This is a genomic window from Nocardioides ginkgobilobae (assembly GCF_054781275.1).
Map to the genome: position 1 here is coordinate 1 of NZ_BAAGUS010000002.1, position 20,417 is coordinate 20,417.

18 protein-coding genes are annotated in these 20,417 nt (G+C 73.0%); 14 read left to right on the top strand and 4 right to left on the bottom strand.

From position 1 onward, the window contains the following. Positions 1-174 precede the first annotated feature (174 nt). From ACYVID_RS02310 to ACYVID_RS02325, 4 genes are all read left to right on the top strand, one after another. The gene (locus tag ACYVID_RS02310) at positions 175-1,488 is read left to right on the top strand and encodes an HNH endonuclease signature motif containing protein (RefSeq protein ID WP_460734034.1); all 1,314 of its coding nucleotides are present in this window, start codon (positions 175-177) and stop codon (positions 1,486-1,488) included. Positions 1,489-1,550: 62 nt separating this feature from the next. Further along, a complete protein-coding gene (gene merB, locus ACYVID_RS02315) occupies positions 1,551-2,213 on the top strand; it encodes an organomercurial lyase (RefSeq protein ID WP_460734036.1) in 663 nt (220 codons plus the stop codon). A gap of 98 nt (positions 2,214-2,311) precedes the next feature. Then, entirely contained in the window at positions 2,312-2,929 is a 618-nt protein-coding gene (locus ACYVID_RS02320; RefSeq protein WP_460734038.1) for an FHA domain-containing protein, read from the top strand. 82 nt (positions 2,930-3,011) lie between these two features. Then, positions 3,012-3,929: a GNAT family N-acetyltransferase gene (locus ACYVID_RS02325; protein WP_460734040.1), complete on the top strand. Its 918-nt coding sequence runs from the start codon at positions 3,012-3,014 to the stop codon at positions 3,927-3,929. Here the strand turns inward: ACYVID_RS02325 and ACYVID_RS02330 are convergent. Then, positions 3,907-5,004 carry an NAD(P)-dependent alcohol dehydrogenase gene (locus ACYVID_RS02330; RefSeq protein WP_460734042.1) on the bottom strand — a complete coding sequence of 366 codons (1,098 nt, stop codon included), beginning with the start codon at positions 5,002-5,004 and terminating at the stop codon, positions 3,907-3,909. The genes ACYVID_RS02325 and ACYVID_RS02330 overlap by 23 nt on opposite strands. 79 nt (positions 5,005-5,083) lie before the next feature. On the opposite strand from ACYVID_RS02330, the gene ACYVID_RS02335 reads away from it, so the two are divergent. Together ACYVID_RS02335 and ACYVID_RS02340 are read left to right on the top strand one after the other, a co-directional pair. Further along, positions 5,084-6,466, top strand: coding sequence for a bifunctional folylpolyglutamate synthase/dihydrofolate synthase (locus tag ACYVID_RS02335; protein ID WP_460734044.1), 1,383 nt, complete (start codon positions 5,084-5,086; stop codon positions 6,464-6,466). Then, positions 6,463-6,840: a DUF4233 domain-containing protein gene (locus ACYVID_RS02340; RefSeq protein ID WP_460734046.1), complete on the top strand. Its 378-nt coding sequence runs from the start codon at positions 6,463-6,465 to the stop codon at positions 6,838-6,840. Before ACYVID_RS02335 ends, ACYVID_RS02340 begins: the two co-directional genes overlap by 4 nt. Positions 6,841-6,892: 52 nt before the next feature. Here the strand turns inward: ACYVID_RS02340 and ACYVID_RS02345 are convergent, their stop codons facing one another. Then, a complete protein-coding gene (locus ACYVID_RS02345; protein WP_460734048.1) occupies positions 6,893-8,233 on the bottom strand; it encodes an aminotransferase-like domain-containing protein in 1,341 nt (446 codons plus the stop codon). A gap of 69 nt (positions 8,234-8,302) precedes the next feature. Between ACYVID_RS02345 and ACYVID_RS02350 the strand changes: the two genes are divergently transcribed. The 7 genes from ACYVID_RS02350 to rodA all read left to right on the top strand — a co-directional run bounded on the left by ACYVID_RS02350 (position 8,303) and on the right by rodA (position 15,635). After that, positions 8,303-9,016: a pyridoxamine 5'-phosphate oxidase family protein gene (locus ACYVID_RS02350; RefSeq protein ID WP_460734050.1), complete on the top strand. Its 714-nt coding sequence runs from the start codon at positions 8,303-8,305 to the stop codon at positions 9,014-9,016. A 16-nt stretch (positions 9,017-9,032) separates the two neighbouring features. Next, entirely contained in the window at positions 9,033-9,452 is a 420-nt protein-coding gene (gene ndk, locus ACYVID_RS02355) for a nucleoside-diphosphate kinase (protein ID WP_460734052.1), read from the top strand. 268 nt (positions 9,453-9,720) lie between these two features. Next, on the top strand, positions 9,721-10,749 hold the full coding sequence (locus ACYVID_RS02360) for a rod shape-determining protein (RefSeq protein ID WP_300644837.1): 1,029 nt from the start codon (positions 9,721-9,723) through the stop codon (positions 10,747-10,749). Then, the gene (mreC, locus tag ACYVID_RS02365; RefSeq protein ID WP_460734055.1) at positions 10,749-11,786 is read left to right on the top strand and encodes a rod shape-determining protein MreC; all 1,038 of its coding nucleotides are present in this window, start codon (positions 10,749-10,751) and stop codon (positions 11,784-11,786) included. The genes ACYVID_RS02360 and mreC overlap by 1 nt, the downstream gene beginning before the upstream one ends. Continuing rightward, complete coding sequence (gene mreD, locus ACYVID_RS02370; protein WP_460734057.1) at positions 11,783-12,292, top strand: rod shape-determining protein MreD; 510 nt, start codon at positions 11,783-11,785, stop codon at positions 12,290-12,292. The genes mreC and mreD overlap by 4 nt, the downstream gene beginning before the upstream one ends. Continuing rightward, the gene (gene mrdA / locus ACYVID_RS02375; RefSeq protein WP_460734059.1) at positions 12,289-14,439 is read left to right on the top strand and encodes a penicillin-binding protein 2; all 2,151 of its coding nucleotides are present in this window, start codon (positions 12,289-12,291) and stop codon (positions 14,437-14,439) included. Before mreD ends, mrdA begins: the two co-directional genes overlap by 4 nt. After that, complete coding sequence (rodA, locus tag ACYVID_RS02380) at positions 14,436-15,635, top strand: rod shape-determining protein RodA (protein WP_460734061.1); 1,200 nt, start codon at positions 14,436-14,438, stop codon at positions 15,633-15,635. The genes mrdA and rodA overlap by 4 nt, the downstream gene beginning before the upstream one ends. Before the next feature lie 6 nt (positions 15,636-15,641). Here rodA and ACYVID_RS02385 read toward each other — a convergent pair whose 3' ends face one another. Continuing rightward, the gene (locus tag ACYVID_RS02385) at positions 15,642-17,420 is read right to left on the bottom strand and encodes a M1 family metallopeptidase (RefSeq protein ID WP_460734063.1); all 1,779 of its coding nucleotides are present in this window, start codon (positions 17,418-17,420) and stop codon (positions 15,642-15,644) included. Between the two features lie 73 nt (positions 17,421-17,493). Further along, entirely contained in the window at positions 17,494-18,624 is a 1,131-nt protein-coding gene (locus tag ACYVID_RS02390) for a calcium:cation antiporter (RefSeq protein ID WP_460734065.1), read from the bottom strand. A 75-nt stretch (positions 18,625-18,699) separates the two neighbouring features. Here ACYVID_RS02390 and ACYVID_RS02395 point away from each other — a divergent pair, with 75 nt between their 5' ends. Then, positions 18,700-20,370, top strand: a complete 1,671-nt coding sequence (locus tag ACYVID_RS02395) for an MDR family MFS transporter (RefSeq protein ID WP_460734067.1) — start codon at positions 18,700-18,702, stop codon at positions 20,368-20,370. Positions 20,371-20,417: the final 47 nt, after the last annotated feature.

Consider the following 20,417-nt stretch of genomic DNA (forward strand, 5'->3'; position numbering starts at 1 on the left):
GATGAGGCTTCGCCAGGCTCTTATGAGGTCATGTCCGCCCGGCCGGCGAGCGGGACCCCGAGGGTCGGACGGTCCAATTGATAGTCAGGCCAGCAGGCCGACAGTCGGTGCCGGAGTCACGACCCTCGGGGCCTGAACATCATCAGTGTCGGTGGTGGGTGGAAGAGTCTGGTCATGGCAGGGCTCGGGCAGCACCAGGTGGACCGCGGGATCGCGGCCCTCGACGAGGTGCTGACCGGGCTGGGCGAGGTCTCGTTGCTGGGCATGGACCAGGACGCCACGGGTGTCTCGCTGGTCGCGTTGGCGCGGCTGGAGGCGCGGGTGGCGGAGCTGAAGCACCGGGTCCTGGCCCACGGCACCGAGGTGGCGGTGGAGCAGACCTGCGGCGCGACCACCACCGCGACGTGGTTCGCCCACGCCACCCGCACCACGGTCCGCGCATCACGCCGCGCGGCGTTCTTCGCCGAGGCCCTGAGGCGGTACGAGGTATTGCGGGCGGGGATGGCCGCGGGTGGGGTGAACCTGGAGCAGGGCGAGGTCATCGCCCGCGCCCTGGACGCCCTGCCCGCCGACGTCGCGACGTGGGTGCGGGTCGAGGCCGAGCAGACCCTGGTCGACCTCGCTGCCCGTCACGACGCGCAGCACCTGCGGGTGCTGGGTGAGCGGATCCTGCACGTGGTCGCCCCCGAGGTCGGGGAGGCGCACGAGGCCAAGCAGCTCGCTGACGCCGAAGCCGCGGCAGAGAAGGCCACCACCCTCTCGCTGACCCCCGACGGCACCGGGAAGGTCCACGGCCGATTCACCATCCCCGAGCTGCATGCCGGGATGCTGCGCAAGTTCTTGATGAGCCTGGTCGTGGATGCTGGTCGAGGTGCGAGGAGCGCCAGCGACGAGCCATCAGACCCCGGCGCCACCGGCGCCCTCGACGACTCGACGGAGCCGTCCTCGCACCAGCCACAGCCCGAGCCGCAACGGCGGGCGACCAGCCACGAGCTCGGCCAGGCGTTCTGCGACCTGCTGGAGCGCCTGGACGGCAGCGGTCTGCCCGAGACCGCCGGCACCGGCGCCACCGTGGTGGTGACCATGACCCTGGAGACCCTCACCGGTGGACTGGCTGCGGCCACGTTGGACACCGGTGACCGGATCGCCGCCCACACCGCCCGCAGGCTGGCGTGCGAGGCCGGGATCATCCCCGTCGTCCTGGGCGGCAGACGGCAGGTGCTGGACCAGGGCCGCCGCCGACGCCGCTTCACCCGCGCCCAACGGATCGCACTCGTCGTGCGGGACCAGGGGTGCACCGCGGTGGGGTGCCGCACCGCTGCCTGGTTCTGCCACGCCCACCACGACGACCCCTGGGCACGGGGTGGACCCACCGACCTGACCAACGGCCGCCTCCTGTGCCCGGCCCACCACCGCCGGATCCACGACCCCGCCTACGACCACCACACCACCCCCGACAACCAAGTCGAGTTCACCCGACGGACGTGAGCGCTACCCGCCTCGAGGACATCCGCTTCTGCCGAGGAGCGGTCGGTCCTTAGCCTGAACGCGTGGACTCCGAAGACGTACGCATCACTGTCTATGCCCGCTTCAGACGCGGCGAGGTTCCGTCTGTGGCAGACCTTGCCGCGGACCTTTCGGTGAGCCGAGATGAGGTCGCCGCCGAGTTGCAGGCCCTGGCCGAACAGCGACATCTCGCGCTCGACGCGGACGGTGAGGTCGCGATGGCGCACCCCTTCACCGCCGTGCCGCTCGGGTTCTCAGTGATGGGTGACGACGCCCTGTGGTGGGGCGGATGTGCATGGGACTCCTTCGCGCTCCCTCACCTACTTCCGGAGCAGAGCCCAGCACTGGTGGCAACGACCTGTCCCGCCTGCGACAGGCCCCACGCCTGGCGCGTGGACAACCGGGAACCGCCACCCGGCGACCAGGTCGCGCACTTCTTGGTCCCGACAAGTCGCATGTGGGACGACGTGGTCCACACCTGCGGGAACCAGCGGATCTTCTGCTCCGAGCAGTGCGTGACCGGCTGGCTGGCGCGGACGGGGAACCAGCGTGGCTACGTGATGGACTTGCCAACGCTGTGGCGACTCGCCTCCGGCTGGTACGCCGGGCGACTCGACAGGGGCTACGTGCGACGCGAGCCGAGCGCCGCCGCCGAGTACCTGCTCGGAGTCGGCCTCTCCGGCTCGTTCTGGGGTCTCCCGGACTGATCATCGCGCGCTCATCTGCCGCGCAGTGCGCTCGCCTCGACGCCGTGAGCCGTGCGCGGGGGTGGCGGGCGGATGAAGGCGAGTCGTAGCCTCCGGAGATGGAGGTCGTGCCCGTCCAGGTGACGCGTCGAGTGTCCGATGCCGAGCGTGACGCCGCCGTGCGGCTGCTCGGTGACGCGCTCGCGGATGGACGGATCTCGACCGATACCTTCATCACGAGGATGGACCGGACCTTCGCCTCCCGTGACGAGTCGTCCCTCGACGGCGTCGTGGCGGACCTCGTCGACGTCCAGTCCGCGTCGCGGCCTCTCGTCGGCGCCCGGGCGATCCGGCGAAGCCCGCGGGCCCTGCGGGCCCCGCGGGCACGGCGAGCCTCCGTCCAGCCGGCGGGGCTGCTCTCGGTCCAGCTCCCCAGCGCCGCACAGCCCGTCCTGGACATCGGCCGCAGCTCCTGGTCCGACGTGTGCCTCGGTGACCCGACGGTCTCCTCGTCCCACGCCACCCTGGTCCTGCTGCGCGGCGGGTGGGTCGTCGTGGACCGCAACGCGACCAACGGGACGTTCGTCAACGGCCGTCGCGTGAGGGGGAGCGCGCGGGTCCGTCCCGGGGACGTGCTGCTGGTCGGGACGACCGCCCTCACGTTGCTCGCGTCGTCACAGGACGGCCCGAGTCTGCGCCGGCGTCCCAGCAGGTGGGTCGGACTGCGGTCCGGCTGACCGGCACCCGACAGTGGGCGACAGCCTCCGCGCAGCCCGCAAATCAGATGTGTTCGGCACCGCCGGCCCGTAGCGTCCGGCCATGGCCTACCGCGTCGAGCGCACCACCGATCCCGCCGCCTTCCTCACGCTCGCAGAGGATTACCTGGCCGGCGAGCCGGTGCTCAGCACGGTGGTGTCGACGACGCTGGCCCGAGCGGTGGCCGACCCGTCCCCGGTCGACCACCCGCGCTGGTGGGCGGCCCTGATCGACAAGGCGACCGCAGAGGTCGTGGGGGTTGCTATGCGTACGGCGCCGTTCCGGCCCTACCCGCTCTACCTGCTGCCGATGCCGACCGCGGCGGCCGAGGCGTTCGGGTCGTGGCTGCTCGAGCACGAGCCGGACGTCGCCCACGCCAACGGCGTACGCGCGTCGGTGGAGACGGTGCTCGGCGTGCTCGCGGACGACCGCGGCGGCAGCACCCGGGTCCTCGAGCACGACCGCCTCTGGGAGGCCACGTCCGTCCTGCCACCGACCGGCGTCCGGGGAGGTGCCCGCGCCGCCACGCTGGACGACCTCGACCTGGTCACCGCGTGGTGCCTGGACTTCATGCCCGCCGCCGACCGGCAGGCCGGCCGCCCACCGCGCGAGGGGGAGGGCGAGCACCTCGACCGTGAGTACGCCCGCGGCAAGATCGAGCGGGGGCTCATGTGGCTGTGGGAGGACAAGGGAGAAGTCGTGCACCTCACCGGCTGGAACCCCCCTGCCCTCGGGGTCGCCCGGGTCGGCCCGGTCTACACCCCGGTCGAGCACCGGGGCCACGGGTACGCCGCCGCGCTGGTCGCGCAGGTGACCGAGCGGATCCTGTCCGACGGCGCCCGCGCCTGCCTCTTCACCGATGTCGACAACCCCGTGAGCAACGGCGTCTACGAACGGATCGGCTACCGCCCGGTGGCGGAGATGGTGCGGATGGAGGTCGCGCCGCAGCCGACCGGCGTCACCACACCAGGACCGGCTTGACGACCGACGCTGCCAGCACGTCCGCGACCGCGGTGTTGATGTCGGCGAAGTCGTAGGTCGTCACCAGCGGGTCCAGGTCGAGCGCGCCCTCGGCGCGCATCCCGATCATCCGCGGCACCATCACCTGCGGGTCGGAGTCGCCCTCGAGACTGCTCATCAGCCGCTTGCCGCCCTGCAGCAGGTCGGTGGCGTCGATCGGGTACTCCTCCGCCCCCAGCCCCAGCGCCACGAGGGTCCCGCGGCTGCCGAGGGCCTGCATGCCCTGCTTGACCACCGCCGGCACCGCCGTCGTGTCGATCGCGTACGACGCCCCGCCGCCGGTCAGGTCCCGGACCGCCTGCACGACGGACTCCGGATCCAGGCCGGTGGCGTCCAGGGGCGTGGCCCCCAGCCGCTCCGCCTCGGCCAGGCGAGCGGCCTGGAGGTCGACCGCGACGACCGTGCCTACGCCGGTCGCAGCGGCCGCGGCCACCGCGGCCAGGCCGACCGCGCCGGCGCCGTACACCACCAGGGAGTCGGCCTCGCCGGGCTGGAGGACGTTGAGGACGGTGCCGACGCCGGTCTGGTAGCCGCAGCCGAAAGGTGCGAGCCGGGTGAGGTCGAGCGCCGGGTCGACGACCACGCAGCACTCGGCGCCGACGAGCGCGTGCCGGCCGAAGCTGGACTGGCCGAAGAACGACCCGAAGACCGGCGACCCGTCCCGGCTCATGGTCGTCGAGCCGTCGATGCGCATGCCCATGTAGTTGAGCAGCAACGTCTGCTCGCAGTAGGCCGGGTTGCCTGCGTGGCAGGCCGCGCAGGCCTGGCAGGAGCGGAAGGAGAGCACGACGTGGTCGCCGGGGGAGACGGAGGTGACGCCGGGCCCGACCTGCTCGACCACGCCGGTGCCCTCGTGGCCGAAGACGTTGGGGAACATCTCGGCCGGCAGGAACGAGCGCATCGTGATGTCGGTGTGGCACAGGCCGGTCGCGACGATCCGCACCAGCACCTCGCCCTCGCGTGGCTCGTCGAGCTCCACGTCCACGAGCTCGAAGTCCTGCCCGGGACCGTTCACCACCGCGACCGTCGTCTGCATGGACGCACCCTAGGGCCGAACTAGAACGTGTTCCAGCGAATCTGCCCATGCGCGGCCGCTCCCTAGACTCGACCGTGCCATGACCGAGACCCCCGCCGCCGCCCCCCGCCTCGCCGAGACGATCGCCGAGGTCGAGGACGCGCTGCTCTCCCGCTGGCCCGAGACCCGCCTGGAGCCGTCGCTCGACCGGATCCGCGCCTTCACCGAGCTGCTGGGGGAGCCCCAGCGTGCCTACCGCGTGGTCCACCTGACCGGCACCAACGGCAAGACCTCCACCTCGCGGATGGTCGACGCCCTGCTGCGGGCGCTGGACCTGCGCACGGGCCGCTTCACCAGCCCGCACCTGGAGACCATCAACGAGCGGATCAGCGTCGACGGCGAGCCGCTCGACGACGAGGCGTTCGTCCGCGCCTTCAACGACGTCGCGCCCTACACCCACCTCGTCGACGAGGACCAGCCGCACCCGCTGTCCTTCTTCGAGACCGTCGTCGGCATGGCGTACGCCGCGTTCGCCGACGCCCCGGTCGACGTGGCCGTCGTCGAGGTCGGCATGGGTGGCGGCTGGGACGCCACCAACGTCGTCGAGGCCGACGTCGCGGTCGTGCTGCCGGTCTCCGTCGACCACGCCAAGTACCTCGGCGCCACGCCGGAGGCCATCGCCCAGGAGAAGGCCGGGATCATCAAGGCCGGCTCGGTCGCGGTCTCCGCGGCGCAGGAGCCCGAGGTCGAGGCCGTCCTCGCAGCCCGCGTGGCCGAGGTCGGCGCGAACCTCGTGCGCGAGGGCGTCGACTTCGGCGTCGTCTCCCGCACCCCCGCGGTCGGTGGTCAGATCGTGAGCATCGAGGGACTGCGCGGGCGCTACGACGACCTGTTCCTCCCGTTGTACGGCGCCCACCAGGCCCAGAACGCCGCCGTCGCGCTGGCCAGCGTCGAGGCGCTCGTCGGCGGTGCCGAGCCGCTGGACGCCGAACTGGTCGCTGCCGCCTTCGTCGAGGTGACCTCGCCGGCCCGGCTCGAGATCGTTCGCCGCAGCCCCACGGTCGTGCTCGACGCCGCGCACAACCCGCACGGCGCCCGAGCCAGCGCCGAGGCGCTCGAGGACTCCTTCACCTTCGACCCACTCATCGGCGTGCTCGGCGTCATGGCCGACAAGGATGTCGAGGGGCTGCTCGTCGCCCTGGAGCCGGTGCTGGCCCACGTCGTGGCCACCCAGAACTCCAGCGACCGGTCGATGTCGGCCGCCGAGCTCGGGGCCGCCGCGGTCGAGGTGTTCGGGGAGGAGCGGGTCACCGTCGTGCCCCGCCTGCTCGACGCCATCGAGGCAGCCGCCACCCTCGCCGAGGCGGGGGAGTCGGTCTCGGCGAGCATCGGCGCCGGTGCGGTCCTCGTGACCGGCTCCGTGGTCACCGCGGGCGAGGCCCGCACCCTCCTCACCGCCGGCCGCAGGAAGGACCTCCCGTGAGACGTTCCCCGCGCCGCGGCATGTGTGCCGCGGTCCTCTCGCTCGAGGCGATCACGCTCGGGCTCACCACCCCGGTCATCCTCACGCTCACCGACGTCTCGACCCCGGTCGGCCTGGCGGTCGGGCTCGGCCCCGCGATCTTCGCCCTGCTGCTCGCCGGCGCGCTGCGCAGCGAGGGCGCCTACGGGCTGGGCTGGGCGCTGCAGGTCGTCGCCGTCGGGCTCGGCTTCCTCGTGCCCTCGATGTTCTTCCTCGGCGCGGTCTTCGGGCTGCTCTGGGGCACGGCGGACCTGCTGGGCCGCAAGATCGAGCGGGAGCGGGCCGAGGCGTACGCCGCACAGGAGGCTGAGCAGCCCGACCCCGAGGCCGGCTGAGCCGGGTCCGGCCGGGCCCCGCGCTCGGCGGTCGCCCCCTCGGTTAGCCCCGTCAGTCGCCCCGCAGTCCCCGCTGGAGCGCGGCGAGGGCGGTGTCCAGCTCGGCGTCGCTGCACCCGCCGAAGCCGACCACCAGCCCGGTGAGCGGCGAGGTGCGGCAGTAGTCCGACAGCAGCGGCACGTCGAACCCTGCGGCCGCGGCGGCGCGCCGCGCGGCCACCGCCCGGTCGCCGGGGAGCAGCACCGTCGCGTACATGCCGGCCACCGGCCCACCCAGGTGCGGGCCGAGCGCCTCGGTCACGCGCGCCGACCGCTCGGCGTACACCTTGCGCGCGGAGCGGACCACGCGGTCGACGTAGCCGTCGCGCAGCATGGCCAGGAACGCGCGCTGCACCGGCCAGGCGGCGGCGTCGTGGGTGATCGCGCGGTGCCGGTCGACCTCGTCGGCGAGCGCCGGTGGCGGGACCAGCCACCCCAGGCGCAGGCTCGGCGCCACGGACTTCGACGCGGTGCCGAGGTAGGCGGTGTGCTCCCGGTCCAGGCTGGCCAGGGCGGGGATCGGTGCCACGTCGTAGCGGAACTCGGAGTCGTAGTCGTCCTCGACGACGACCGCGCCCGTCTCCCGGGCGGCCGCCAGGAGGGCGATCCGCTCACCGCCGGGCATGGGCGGGCCGAGGGGGTGCTGGTGCGCCGGGGTGACGTACGCCGCCGCCACCCCGTCCAGATCGTGCCTGCCGACGGGGGCGGTCGCCGGGTGGTCGAGCACGGCGCGACCCGTCGCGCGCACGGTCTCCACCGCGGCGCGGTACCCGGGGTCCTCCACCAGCACCGGTCCGGGGCGGAGGGCGGTCAGCAGGTGGCGCAGGCCGTCGGTGGTGCCGGCCGTGACGCGCAGGTCGGCCGGCTCGACCTGGAGGCCCCGCGTGCGGTTCAGGCGCTCGGCGAGTGCCTCGCGCAGCGCGGGAAGGCCGCGGGGGTCGTCGTAGCCACGAGGGGCGGTGGCCTGGCCGACCTCGCGCCAGGCGCGTCGCCAGGCCGCGGCGTGCCGCGGGTCGATCCACGGCGTCCCGGCGTCGAGCCGCACCAGGCGGCGTCCTTCCGGTCCCGGCCGGGGCCGGGGCGGAGGGGAGGCCCGCGGTGCGCGGCCGGCGGCGACGTAGGTGCCGGAGCCGTGGCGACCCTCCAGCCACCCCTCGGCGACCAGCTGGGCGTAGGCCTGCTCGGCGACCGACCGCGCGACCCCGAGGTCGGCCGCCAGTGCCCGGCTCGAGGGGAGCCGGTCGCCCGGGGCCAGCCGGCCCTCGGTGACCATGCCCCGGACCGCGACGCTCAGCTGGACCCCCAGGGGCACCCGGGACGCCCGGTCCAGGCGGAGGGGGAGGGTGGAGGTCATCGAGTGGCCCGTCCAAGATCGTCTCGATTGGCCCTGGAGCGCAGGCCACTGGGGCTCGACGATAGTGGCATGCCGACCCAGACGACCTCGCCGGGCCCGCTCTCGCCGACGCCCCGCACCACGCTGACCCGCAGCCGCCACCGCGCCGCGACGGACCGGGCCGAGCTCGACGCGCTCCTCTCCGAGGTGCTCGTGGCCCACCTCGGCATCACGGTCGGAGAGGGCGAGGACGCGCACCCGGTCGTCCTCCCGGTGGCGATCGCTGTGGACCACGACGGTCCGGACGAGGGCGGCTCGCTCTACCTCCACGCCTCCGTCGCCGCCGGGTGGATCTCCTCGGTGCGCGACCGCACCGTCTGCCTCACCGCGACGCTCCTCGACGGGCTGGTCGCCGCTCGCTCGGGCTTCCACCACTCGATGAACTACCGCTCCGCCGTGGTCATCGGCCGCTGCCGGGTCGTCGAGGACGCCGACGAGCGGGCGCGGGCGCTGGACCTCGTGGTCGACCACATGGTCCCCGGCCGCGCCGCCACGCTGCGCCCGCCGACCCGCAAGGAGCTGGCCGCGACCGTCGTGCTGGCGCTGCCGCTCGCCGAGGCCTCGGTCAAGCGGCGCTCCGGAGGTCCCGTCGACGAGCCGGAGGACGTCGAGGCCGGTGGCTGGGCCGGGGTGGTGCCGCTGCGCACCGTCGCCGGCGCACCCGAGCCCGACGCGTGGTCCCCGGCCGAGGTGCCTCCCGACGTCGCGGCCCGCGCCGCCGCCTTGGGTCACGGCCAGGGGTGATCGGTAGGTTGGCCCCATGAGCGAGCGTTCCCTGGTCCTGGTCAAGCCCGACGGCGTACGACGGGGGCTGACCGGCGAGATCCTGCGCCGCATCGAGGCCAAGGGCTACACGCTGGTCCGGCTCGAGCTGCGTACCGCCACCCGTGAGCTGCTGGCCGCGCACTACGCCGAGCACGAGGGCAAGCCGTTCTACGAGCCGCTGGTGGAGTTCATGCTCTCCGGCCCCGTCGCCGCCATCGTGATCGAGGGCGAGCGCTGCATCGAGGGCTTCCGCTCGCTGGCCGGTGCCACCGACCCGACCGTCGCCGCTCCCGGCACCATCCGCGGCGACCTCGGTCGCGACTGGGGCCTGGCGGTCCAGCAGAACCTCGTGCACGGTTCGGACTCCCCGGAGTCGGCCGAGCGCGAGATCTCCATCTGGTTCCCGTCGGCCTAGACGCCCCCGGCGGCGCCGGGTTCGTCGGGTAGCCGACGGACCCGGAAGTGGGACGACCAGATTTCCGGCCACGACTTCCGGGTTCGTCGGCGCGCCGACAAACCCGGGACGCGGCAACCAGTCCCACCAGTCACACGAGCCCCGGCGTGGCGCCGGGTTTCGGCGTACGCCGCTGCCTACCCTCGTGACCGGGTCGGACGGGAGCGTGCGCGCGTCCTGACCCGCCTTCCCCGGCTGAGATCTGCGCACGAGGCGGCGACGAGCACCGATGGCGAACAGCTTCTTCGGCCGGGACATGGCCGTGGACCTCGGCACCGCCAACACGCTCGTCTACGCCCGCGGCAAGGGCGTGCTGCTCGACGAGCCGAGCGTCGTGGCGCTGCACTCCGGCACCGGCGAGGTGCTGGCGGTCGGGCACGAGGCGAAGCGGATGATCGGCCGCACGCCGGACTCCATCACCGCGATCCGCCCGCTCAAGGACGGCGTGATCGCCGACTTCGAGGCGACCGAGCAGATGCTGCGCTGGTTCATCCAGCAGGTGCACCGTCGCCGCGCCTTCGCCAAGCCCCGCATGGTCATCTGCGTGCCCTCCGGCATCACCGCCGTCGAGCAGCGCGCGGTCAAGGAGGCCGGCTACCAGGCCGGGGCCCGCCGGGTCTACATCGTCGAGGAGCCGATGGCCGCCGCGATCGGCGCCGGGCTCCCCGTGCACCAGGCCACCGGCAACATGGTGGTCGACGTGGGCGGCGGCACCACCGAGGTCGCGGTCATCAGCCTCGGCGGCATCGTCACCAGCCTCTCGATCCGCACCGCCGGCGACGACCTCGACAACGCGATCGTGGCGTGGATGAAGAAGGAGTACTCCCTGCTCCTGGGCGAGCGCACCGCCGAGGAGGTCAAGATGACCCTCGGCTCGGCCTTCCCCCTGCCCGACGAGCCGGAGGCCGAGATCCGGGGCCGCGACCTGGTCTCCGGGCTGCCGCGCACCGTGCTGGTCTCCAGCGCCGAGGTGCGCCAGGCGCTGGAGGAGCCGCTGCACGCCATCGTCGACGCGGTCCGCACGACCCTCGACCAGACCCCGCCCGAGCTGGCCGGCGACATCATGGACCGCGGCATCGTGCTCACCGGCGGGGGAGCGCTGCTGCGCGGCCTCGACGAGCGGCTGCGCCACGAGACCGGCATGCCCGTCCACGTCGCCGAGGACCCGCTGACCTCGGTCGCCCTGGGTGCCGGCAAGTGCGTGGAGGAGTTCGAGGCGCTCCAGCAGGTCCTGGTCAACGAGCGACGGCGGTACTGATGGCCCTGCTCGAGCGCACCTCCGGCTCCCGCGGCACCGGCACCGGCCCGGGCGCCTCCCCGACCGGCCGCAGCCGCCGCTCCCTGGCCGCCCGCCGCGAGCGGCGCGAGCGTCGGTGGAGCCCCGGCCCCGACCTGGACCGCCAGCGCCCCAGCCGCTCGCTGCTGGTCGCCCTCGGCCTGGCCAGCGCGACGCTGATGACCCTCGACCTCACCGCGGGCGGTGCGGCCCTCGACCCCGTGCGCGGCGTGGTCGCCGACGTCGTCGGCCCCGCCGAGGCGGGCGCGACGGCGCTGGTCAGCCCGGTCCTGGCCGTCCCCGACTTCTTCCGCACCCACTCCTCGCTGCGCGAGGAGGTCGCCGCGCTGGAGGAGGAGAACACCGCACTGCGCGCCGAGCTCGGCAGCGCCGCCTTCCAGCGCAACCGGCTGGCGGCGTACGACGAGCTGACCGCGACCGCCGAGGACCTCGGCTACTCGCTCGTGCCGAGCCGCGTCGTCGGCTGGGGCCCGGCCCAGTCCTTCTCCAGCACCGTCACCATCGACGCGGGCACCGACGCCGGGGTGCGCCCCGACATGACCGTGGTCAGCGGCGCCGGCCTGGTCGGCCGCGTCGTCTCCGCCGGCCGCACCACCGCCACGGTCCTGCTCATCATCGACCCGTCCTCCACCGTGGGCGCCCGGGTCGGCGACACCCTCGACATGGGCTTCCTGACCGGTCGTGGCGTGGTCGGCGACGAGGGCCGCCTCGACCTCGAGCTCGTCGACCGCACCGCCGTACCCGCCCGCGCCGACTCGGTCGTCACCTGGGGCAGCGACGGGGGAGCGCCCTACGTCTCCGGCGTGCCGATCGGACGTGTCACCCGGGTCTACTCCTCGCTGCGCGAGACCTCCCAGCGCGTCGTCGTCGACCCGTACGTCGACTTCGGCTCCCTCGACGTCGTCGGCGTCGTCGTGCCCACCGGCACCACCTCCGACCGCGCGCTCGTCGGCCCCGACGGTGAGCTGAGCGGCGAGCCGGACGGGGCGGAGCAGTGAGCGCCGCCCGGGCCGCCGCCGCGGCCGCCGCCGTCGTCCTCGCGCTGCTCCTGCAGGTCTCCCTCGCGCCGCACCTGGCCTGGCAGGGCGTCGTGCCCAACCTTGTCCTGCTCGTGGTGGTCGCCGCGGCGCTGACCCGCGGACCGCAGTTCGCGATGGTCCTCGGCTTCGCCGCCGGGGCCCTGCTCGACCTGGCTCCGCCGGCCGACCACACCGCCGGGCGGTGGGCGCTCGCCCTCGTCGTCGTGGGGTACGTCGCCGGGCGGGTGCGCAGCGAGGCGAGCCCGACCGCGACGACCGTCGTGTCGACCGTCGCCGCGAGCTCCTTCGTGGCCACCTCCCTCTTCGCGATGACCGGCCTGCTCCTGGGCGAGCTCAGCGTCGGCGTGGGCGAGCTGCTCCTGGTCGTCGGGCTGGCCGTGGTCTGGGACGTCGTCCTGACCCCGTTCGTGCTGCCCCCGCTGATGGCGATGTTCCGGCGCCTCGAGCCGGCACGGCTGGCATGAGCCGCCCGTCCGAGGAGGCCGTCGGGACCCGCCGCTCCCGGCTGCGCATCGTCGTCATCCAGGCGCTGGTCTTCAGCCTCTTCGCGACGCTGCTCGTGCGGCTCTACTACCTGCAGGTCGTCTCGGGCGAGCAGTACACCGCCCAGGCCGCCTCCCAGTCCGTGCGCGACATCGTCGAGCAGCCGCAGCGCGGGCTGATCGTCGACGACATGGGTCGTCCGTTGGTCACCAACCGCCTGGCCTGGGTGGTGTCGGTGGACCGCACGCTGCTCGGCAAGCTGCCGGGTCGCGACCGCAAGGAGCTGCTCGACCGGGTCGCGTCCGTCACCGGCGTACCCGTCAAGGCGCTGGAGCGCCGCCTGGTCACCTGCGGCGACGAGGGCAGCGTGACCGGCACCTGCTGGAACGGCTCGCCCTACCAGCCGGTGCCCGTGGCCACCGACGTCGAGCGCGAGGTCGCGCTGCGCATCCTCGAGCAGCCCGAGGACTACCCCGGCGTCCTCGCCGAGCAGCAGAGCGTGCGCGCCTACCCCCGCCCCTACGGCATCAACCTGGCCCACGTCCTGGGCTACCTCAGCCCGGTCACCGCCGAGGAGCTCGAGCAGGCCGAGGCCGATGGCGAGGACTCCGTCAACGGCGCCTCGGTGGTCGGCCGCGCCGGCGTCGAGAAGGAGTACGACGCGTGGCTGCGCGGGGTCCCGGGGACCCAGTCGGTCGCGGTCGACTCGATGGGCCGCGTGCTGGGCGAGGACTCCCAGGTGCAGGCGCGCCCGGGCGACACCCTGGTCACCTCCATCGACGCCAAGGTGCAGGCGGTGGTGGAGCAGCAGCTCGCCGAGACCATCCGGACGGCCAGGCAGACCCGCGACACCGTGACCGGGCGCAACTACGTCGCCGACTCCGGTGCGGTCGTGGTGCTCGAGGCCGACACGGGCCGGGTCGTGGCGATGGCCAGCCAACCGACGTACGACCCCGAGGTCTGGGTGGGCGGGATCTCCGACGACGAGCTGGCCCGGCTCTACTCCGAGGCCGCCGGCACGCCGCTGCTGGGCCGCGCCACGCAGGGCCAGTTCGCGCCCGGCTCGACGTGGAAGCCGTTCATGACCGCCGGCGCCCTGACCAACGGCTACTCCACCGACACCCGGCTGGACTGCTCCAGCTCGTTCACCGTCGGCAACCGGCCCTTCCGCAACTACGAGTCCGGCGCCTACGGCTTCATCGGCTTCGACAAGGCGCTCGAGGTCTCCTGCAACACCTTCTTCTACCGCGTCGGCTACGCCTACTGGCAGCGCTTCGGCTCCGACGAGGCCGACGTCGACGCCTTCGACCCGCTGGTCGAGGAGGCCAAGGACTTCGGGTTCGGCAAGCGCACCGGCATCGACCTGCCCGGCGAGGCCGCCGGGCGGATCGCGGACCGCCGGTGGAAGCGCGAGTACTACCAGTCCATGAAGGACTTCTACTGCGGCATCTCCGAGAAGCCGCAGGACTCGAAGACCTCCGACTTCGTCTACAAGTTCGCCTACGAGTTCTGCCTCGAGGGCTACGCCTACCGCGCCGGTGACGCCGCCAACTTCGCCATCGGCCAGGGCGACACGATCGTCACCCCGCTGCAGCTGGCGCGGGCCTACGGCGCCCTGGCCAACGGCGGCACGCTCTACGCCCCCCGCGTCGGCAAGGCGATCGTCGGCCCCGACGGTTCGGTCGTGCAGCGGATCCCGCCCAAGAAGGTCGGCACCGTCGACGTCCCGCAGAGCACGCTCGGCTACATCGACGACGCGCTCAAGGGCGTGACCCGCCAGGGCACGATGGCCTGGCGGATGGGCGGCTTCCCGCTGGACGAGGTCGAGATCCGCTCCAAGACCGGCTCCGCGGAGGTCTACGGCAAGCAGTCGACCTCGTGGGTCGCGTCCTACTCCGACGACTACGTCGTGGTGATGATGGTCAGCCAGGGCGGCACCGGCTCCGGCACGTCCGGCCCCGCGATCCGCGCCATCTGGGAGGCGCTGTACGGCATCGAGGGCGAGCGCGTGGTGCCGGCGCGGGCGGCGATCCCCGGCACCGTCCCGCCGACCCAGCTGCCCGAGTTCCTGGCCGACGGCTCGATCCTGCCGCCGGCGCGCACCCCCGGGAAGCGGGACGAGCGATGACCACCCTGACCCGCTCGCCCGCGAGGGCAGGCGCCGGCGTACGTCCCCGCTCCTCGCTGGGCACCCGGCCGCTCCTGCGGTGGGGTGGCATCGACTGGTGGCTGATGGTCGCCGTGGCGGGCCTGCTGGTGCTGGGCACCCTGCTGGTGTGGTCCGCCACGACCACCCGTGACGACCTCACCGGCGGCGACCCCCGCGCGTACCTCTACAAGCAGGTCACCAACATCACCATCGGCCTGGTGCTCATGGCCGTCGTGCTGGTCTCCGACCACCGGTGGGTGCGGATCGCCGCGCCGCTGGCCTACCTGGCCTCCGTGGCGGGGCTGGTGCTCGTGCTGGTCGCCGGCTCCACGATCAACGGCTCGCGGTCGTGGATCGTGGTCGGGGGCATGTCGATCCAGCCCGCCGAGCTGGCCAAGCTGGCCGTGGTGATCGGGATGGCGCTCGTGCTCGCGCACCGCGCCACCGGCCGCTGGCGCCCGCGGGTGGGCCTGGTCGAGGTCGTCCTCATGCTGGCGATCGCCGCCGTGCCCGCCGTCCTGATACTGCTGCAGCCCGACCTCGGCACGATGCTGGTGCTGACCGCCACCGTGACCGGCGTCCTGGCCGTCTCCGGGGCTCCGCGCCGGTGGCTGGCGCTGCTGGCCGGCGGGGGAGTGACCGCGGCCGTCGCGGCCGTCGCCGGCGGGGTGCTGAAGCCCTACCAGGTCGACCGGTTCCTCGCCTTCACCAACCCCGACCTCGATCCGCGCGGCGCCGGCTACAACGTCGAGCAGGCCCGGATCGCGGTCGGCAACGGCGGCCTCTTCGGCCAGGGCCTCTTCGAGGGCTCCCAGACCCGCTCGGGCTTCGTCCCCGAGCAGCACACCGACTTCGTCTTCACCGTGGCCGGCGAGGAGCTCGGCCTGCTCGGGGCGGGCCTGCTCATCGCCCTGCTCGGCGTCGTGGTGTGGCGCGCGCTGGCCATCGCGATGTCCACCGACGACGTCTTCGGCCGGGTCGCGGCCGCCGGCATCGCCTGCTGGTTCGGCTTCCAGGGCTTCCAGAACATCGGCATGTGCCTGGGCATCATGCCGGTGACCGGCGTCCCCCTGCCGTTCGTGTCGTACGGCGGTTCCTCGATGTTCGCCGGGCTGCTCGCGATCGGGCTGCTGCAGAACATCCGGCTGCGCGCCACCGACCGCACCGTCGGGTAGTCGCCCTCAGCCCAGGATCCGGTCCACCACGCCCTGGCTGACCGGGTGGTACGTCGGGCGGGCGACCGCGTAGACCTCCCGCGCGCGACTCCGGCCCTGCTCGGTCGTGGCGAGGGCGGCGTACACCTTGCGCAGGTAGAGCGCCCGGCCGTGCCGGGTCAGCAGGTCGGCCAGGGCGGCGTCGGCCGCGGGCCGCTCGAAGACCCAGCCGGAGGCGACGGCCAGCTCGAACCAGGCGGTCGCGACCTCGATGTTGCCGCTGGTGGAGAGGGAGTGGGCAGCGTCGACGTCGTCGAGCACCGCGTGGTCGGTCGGGAGCGACCGGACGAAGTGGACCCACTGGTGGCTGTTCCAGCCATCGGTGTCGAGGTCGGCTGCCGGGGTGCCGGCGGCGAGGGCCGTGACCTGGGCGTCGACGAGGTCGAAGGCACCGGAGGTGAAGACCGGGGCGTCGGAGGGGACCCCTGGGCCGTGGACCCACTCCTCGACGCCGACGTCCTCGGGCCCGAGGCCGGCGGGCGCCAACAGCTCGGCCCCGAGGTGGGCGAGGAAGGTCGGGGTGTCCATGGAGCCGAAGGCGTGGCGGTCGAAGTAGTCGCGCAGGAAGGCGTCGAAACGCTCGCGGCCGACCCGGGCCTCCAGCATCCGCAGGAAGAGCGAGCCTTTCTCGTAGGGCAGCTTGGGCAGGTAGCCGTCGGGGTCCTCGAGCTCGGCGTGCAGCACGGTCTGGTGCGGCTCGGCGCCGGCGAGGGTCTTGTCGAGCTCCTGGCGACCCAGCCGCAGCAGCATGGAGGTGTAGTCCGCGCCGAAGACGGCCTCGTCGATGCGCGTCTCGAAGTACGTCGTGAAGCCCTCGTTGAGCCACAGGTCGTTCCAGGTCGCGTTGGTGACCAGGTTGCCCGACCAGGAGTGCGCGAGCTCGTGGGCCACCAGTGAGACGAGCGAGCGGTCACCGGTGATGACGGTGGGGGTGGCGAAGGTCAGGCGGGGGTTCTCCATGCCGCCGTACGGGAAGCTCGGCGGGAGCACGAGCAGGTCGTAGCGGCCCCAGCGGTAGGGCCCGTAGAGCCCCTCGGCGGCCTCGACCATGCGCTCGGTGTCGGCGAACTCCCAGGCCGCCGCCTCGACCAGCTGCGGCTCGGCGTAGACGCCGGTGCGCGGGCCGAGCTCGCGGAACTCCAGGTCGCCGACGGCCAGCGCCACGAGGTAGCTCGGCACCGGCTCGGGCATGGTGAAGCGGTACGTCCCGTCGGCCGCCGGCGCGGTCGGGTTCTCCGCGCTCATCACGGCCATGAGCCCGAGGTCGGCGGGCACCCGGACGACGGCGTCGTACGGCGCGCGGATGCCGGGGCTGTCCTGGCAGGGGATCCAGCTGCGCGCCAGGATCGGTTGGGACTGGGTGAAGAGGAACTCCTTGCCGGAGCTGGTCTGCGCGGGGTCCAGCCACTGCAGGGCCTGGGCCTCCGCGGTGGTGGCGTAGTGGACGACCACCCGGTCAACCTCGCCCAGCGTGACTGTGAGGGGAGCGCCGAGGACCGGGTCGTGCTCGCCGAGCTCGTGCGTGAGCGGGCGACCCGCACCGTCGGTGACCGCACCGAGGTCGAGGTGCCAGGTGTCCAGCACCAGCTGCGTGGCGTCCGGGTCGACGCGCTCGACGTCCAGGGTCACGCTGCCGGAGAGCCGACGCTCCTCGAAGGAGACGTCGAGGTCGAGCGCCATCCGGCGCACGACGACCTCCTCGGGACGGGCGTGGGAGTGGGGGTCGCGGGCGAGTCCGAGGGTCACCGGCGCAACGTACCCGTCGTGCCGAGGGCCTCGACGCCTGACCGTCCGGGTGCACCCGGCCGGTCACGCCTCGTCAGGGGCTGAGCGAGAAGAAGAGGAACGTCGCCAGCAGCGTCAGGTGCACCACGCCCTGAAGCGCCTTGGCCCGGCCCTGCACGACGGTGAGGGTGGCGACGGCGACCGAGGTCACGAGCAGCACAATCTGGGTCGACTCCAGCCCCAGCACCAGCGGACCGTCCAGCCAGATCATCGCGACGGCGATGGTGGGGATGGTCAGGCCGATCGATGCCATGGCCGAGCCGTAGGCGAGGTTGAGGGAGATCTGGACCCGGTCGCGGGAGGCGTTGAGCACCGCAGCGATCGACTCCGGGGCCAGCACCAGCAGCGCGATGACCACACCGACGACGGCGTACGGCAGGCCGAGGGCGGAGACGGCGTCCTCGATCGTGGGGGAGAGCAGCTTGGCCAGGCCGACGACCGAGACCAGCGAGACCAGCAGCAGCGCCAGGGAGATCAGCGTCTCGGTGCCGTCCGGCGGATCGGCGTGACCGTCGCCGTCGGAGTCGGCGAGGTCGAAGACGCCGGTCATCCGCCCCTGGGAGTCGGAGGTGACGGGGAGGAAGAAGTCGCGGTGCTGCACGGTCTGGGTGAACACGAAGGCGCCGTAGAGGACGAGCGAGGCGACGGCGGCAAAGGCCAGCTGGCTCGCGGTGTACTCCAGCCCCTGCGCGCTCGTGGTGAAGCCCGGCAGCACCAGGCACACCGAGGCCAGGGCGACCACCGTGGACAGTGCCGAACCGGTGCCGGTGGCGTTGAAGCTGACCAGTCCGTGGCGCAGCGCGCCGACGAGCAGCGAGAGGCCGACGATCCCGTTGAGCGTGATCATGAGGGCGGCGAAGACGGTGTCGCGGGCGTACGTCGAGGAGCCCTCCCCGCCGCCGACCATGAGCATGACGATGAGCCCGACCTCGATCACCGTCACCGCGACGGCCAACACAAGCGAGCCGTAGGGCTCGCCGACGCGGTGCGCGACCACCTCCGCGTGGTGTACCGCCGCCAGGATCGAGCCCACCAGCGCCACCGCGATGGCGACCAGGACGACCGGGTTCTCGTGGCTGGACCAGGTCGCCAGCAGCAGGCCTAGGGAAAGGACCGGCACCGCGACCGTCCACTGGAAAGGGCCTCGCCGCGCGGGGTCGCTCATGCCCCAACCCTAGGGAGGTGGCCAACCGGTCGAGCGGGGTGGGCCCGGACCCACCTCTGCGTATGATGGTTGCTGATGGCAACGAATACCCCCGACGTGCCGGCGACCGACGGCGCTCCCCAGACCGACTCGGGCGAGTACACCCACGCCCAGGTCCTGACGATCCTCACCGGCCTGATGCTGGGCATGTTCCTGGCCTCGCTGGACCAGACGATCGTCAGCACCTCGATCAGGACCATCGCCGACGACCTCAGCGGCCTGTCGGTGCAGGCCTGGGTGACGACGGCCTACCTCATCACCGCCACGATCACGACCCCGATCTACGGCAAGCTCGGTGACACCTACGGCCGCAAGAAGCTGTTCATGTTCGCCATCTCGGTCTTCATCGTGGGCTCGGCGCTGTGCTCGTTCGCCGACTCGATGTACATGCTCGCGGTCTTCCGGGCGCTGCAGGGGCTCGGCGCGGGCGGTCTCATGACGCTGGTGCTCGCGATCATCGGCGACATCGTCAGCCCGCGGGAGCGCGCCCGCTACACCGGCTACTTCATGGCGACCTTCGCGACCTCCTCGGTGCTGGGCCCCGTGCTCGGCGGGCTGCTGGCCGGCCAGGACTCGATCCTGGGCGTCACGGGTTGGCGCTGGGTCTTCCTCGTCAACGTCCCCGTCGGGCTGCTGGCGCTCGTCGTCGTCGCCCGCACGCTGAACGTCCGCTCCGAGCGCCGCGACGTGCGGATCGACTGGTGGGGCGCGGCCGCCCTCGTGGTCGGCCTGGTCCCGCTGCTCACCGTGGCCGAGCAGGGTCGCGAGTGGGGCTGGGGCTCCGGCCTGGCGCTGGCCTGCTACGCCGTCGGCGTACTCGGGCTGGTGGCGTTCGTCCTGGCCGAGCACGCGATGGGCGACGCGGCGCTCATCCCGCTGCGGCTCCTCCGCATGCGCGTCACGGCCGTGACGATCGCGGCCAGCGTCATCATCGGCATGGCGATGTTCGGCGGGATCATGATCCTGCCGCTCTACATGCAGATCGTGCACGGAGCCAGCCCCACCGAGTCCGGCATCCTCATGCTGCCGATGGTCGCCGGCATGATGCTCGCCTCGATCGGCTCGGGCCGCGTCATCTCCCGCACCGGGCAGGTGCGGATGTTCCCCGTCGTCGGCTCCGCGGTGATCGTGCTGGGCCTCTTCCTGCTCTCCTTCACCTCCGCCGACACCCCGCTCCCGTGGGTCAACGCCGCCATGTTCGTGCTGGGCCTCGGCCTCGGCTCCTGCATGCAGCCGCTGCTGCTCACCGTGCAGAGCGCGGTGCCGCCGACCGAGATCGGGGTGGCCACCGCCTCCTCGACGTTCTTCCGGCAGATGGGCGGCACCCTGGGCGTCGCGGTCTTCCTCTCGGTGCTCTTCAGCACCGTCGGGCCCAACATCTCCGAGGCGCTCGACGAGGCAGCCCGTACACCGGAGTTCCAGGCGGCCGCCCAGGAGGTCGGCGGGCTCGACCCCGACCTGGTCACCACCATCCAGGACGACTCCTCGGTCCTGGAGACCCTGCCCGACGCCCTGGCCCACCCGTTCCGGGTCGGCTTCGCGGAGTCGATGGACACGGTGTTCCTCGCTGCGGCCGGCGTGGGGGTGCTGGCCTTCCTCATCCTGCTGCTGCTCCCGCCCGTGCAGCTGCGCGACACCTCGGCGTCGGCGGCGCGTGCCGCCGGCGCCACCTCGACCGGCCCGACCCCGACCGCCCCGCGCGAGTAGCCCGCCCGCGCTGGGGTTTCGGGGTGCGACCGGCGGCGCCGTACCCT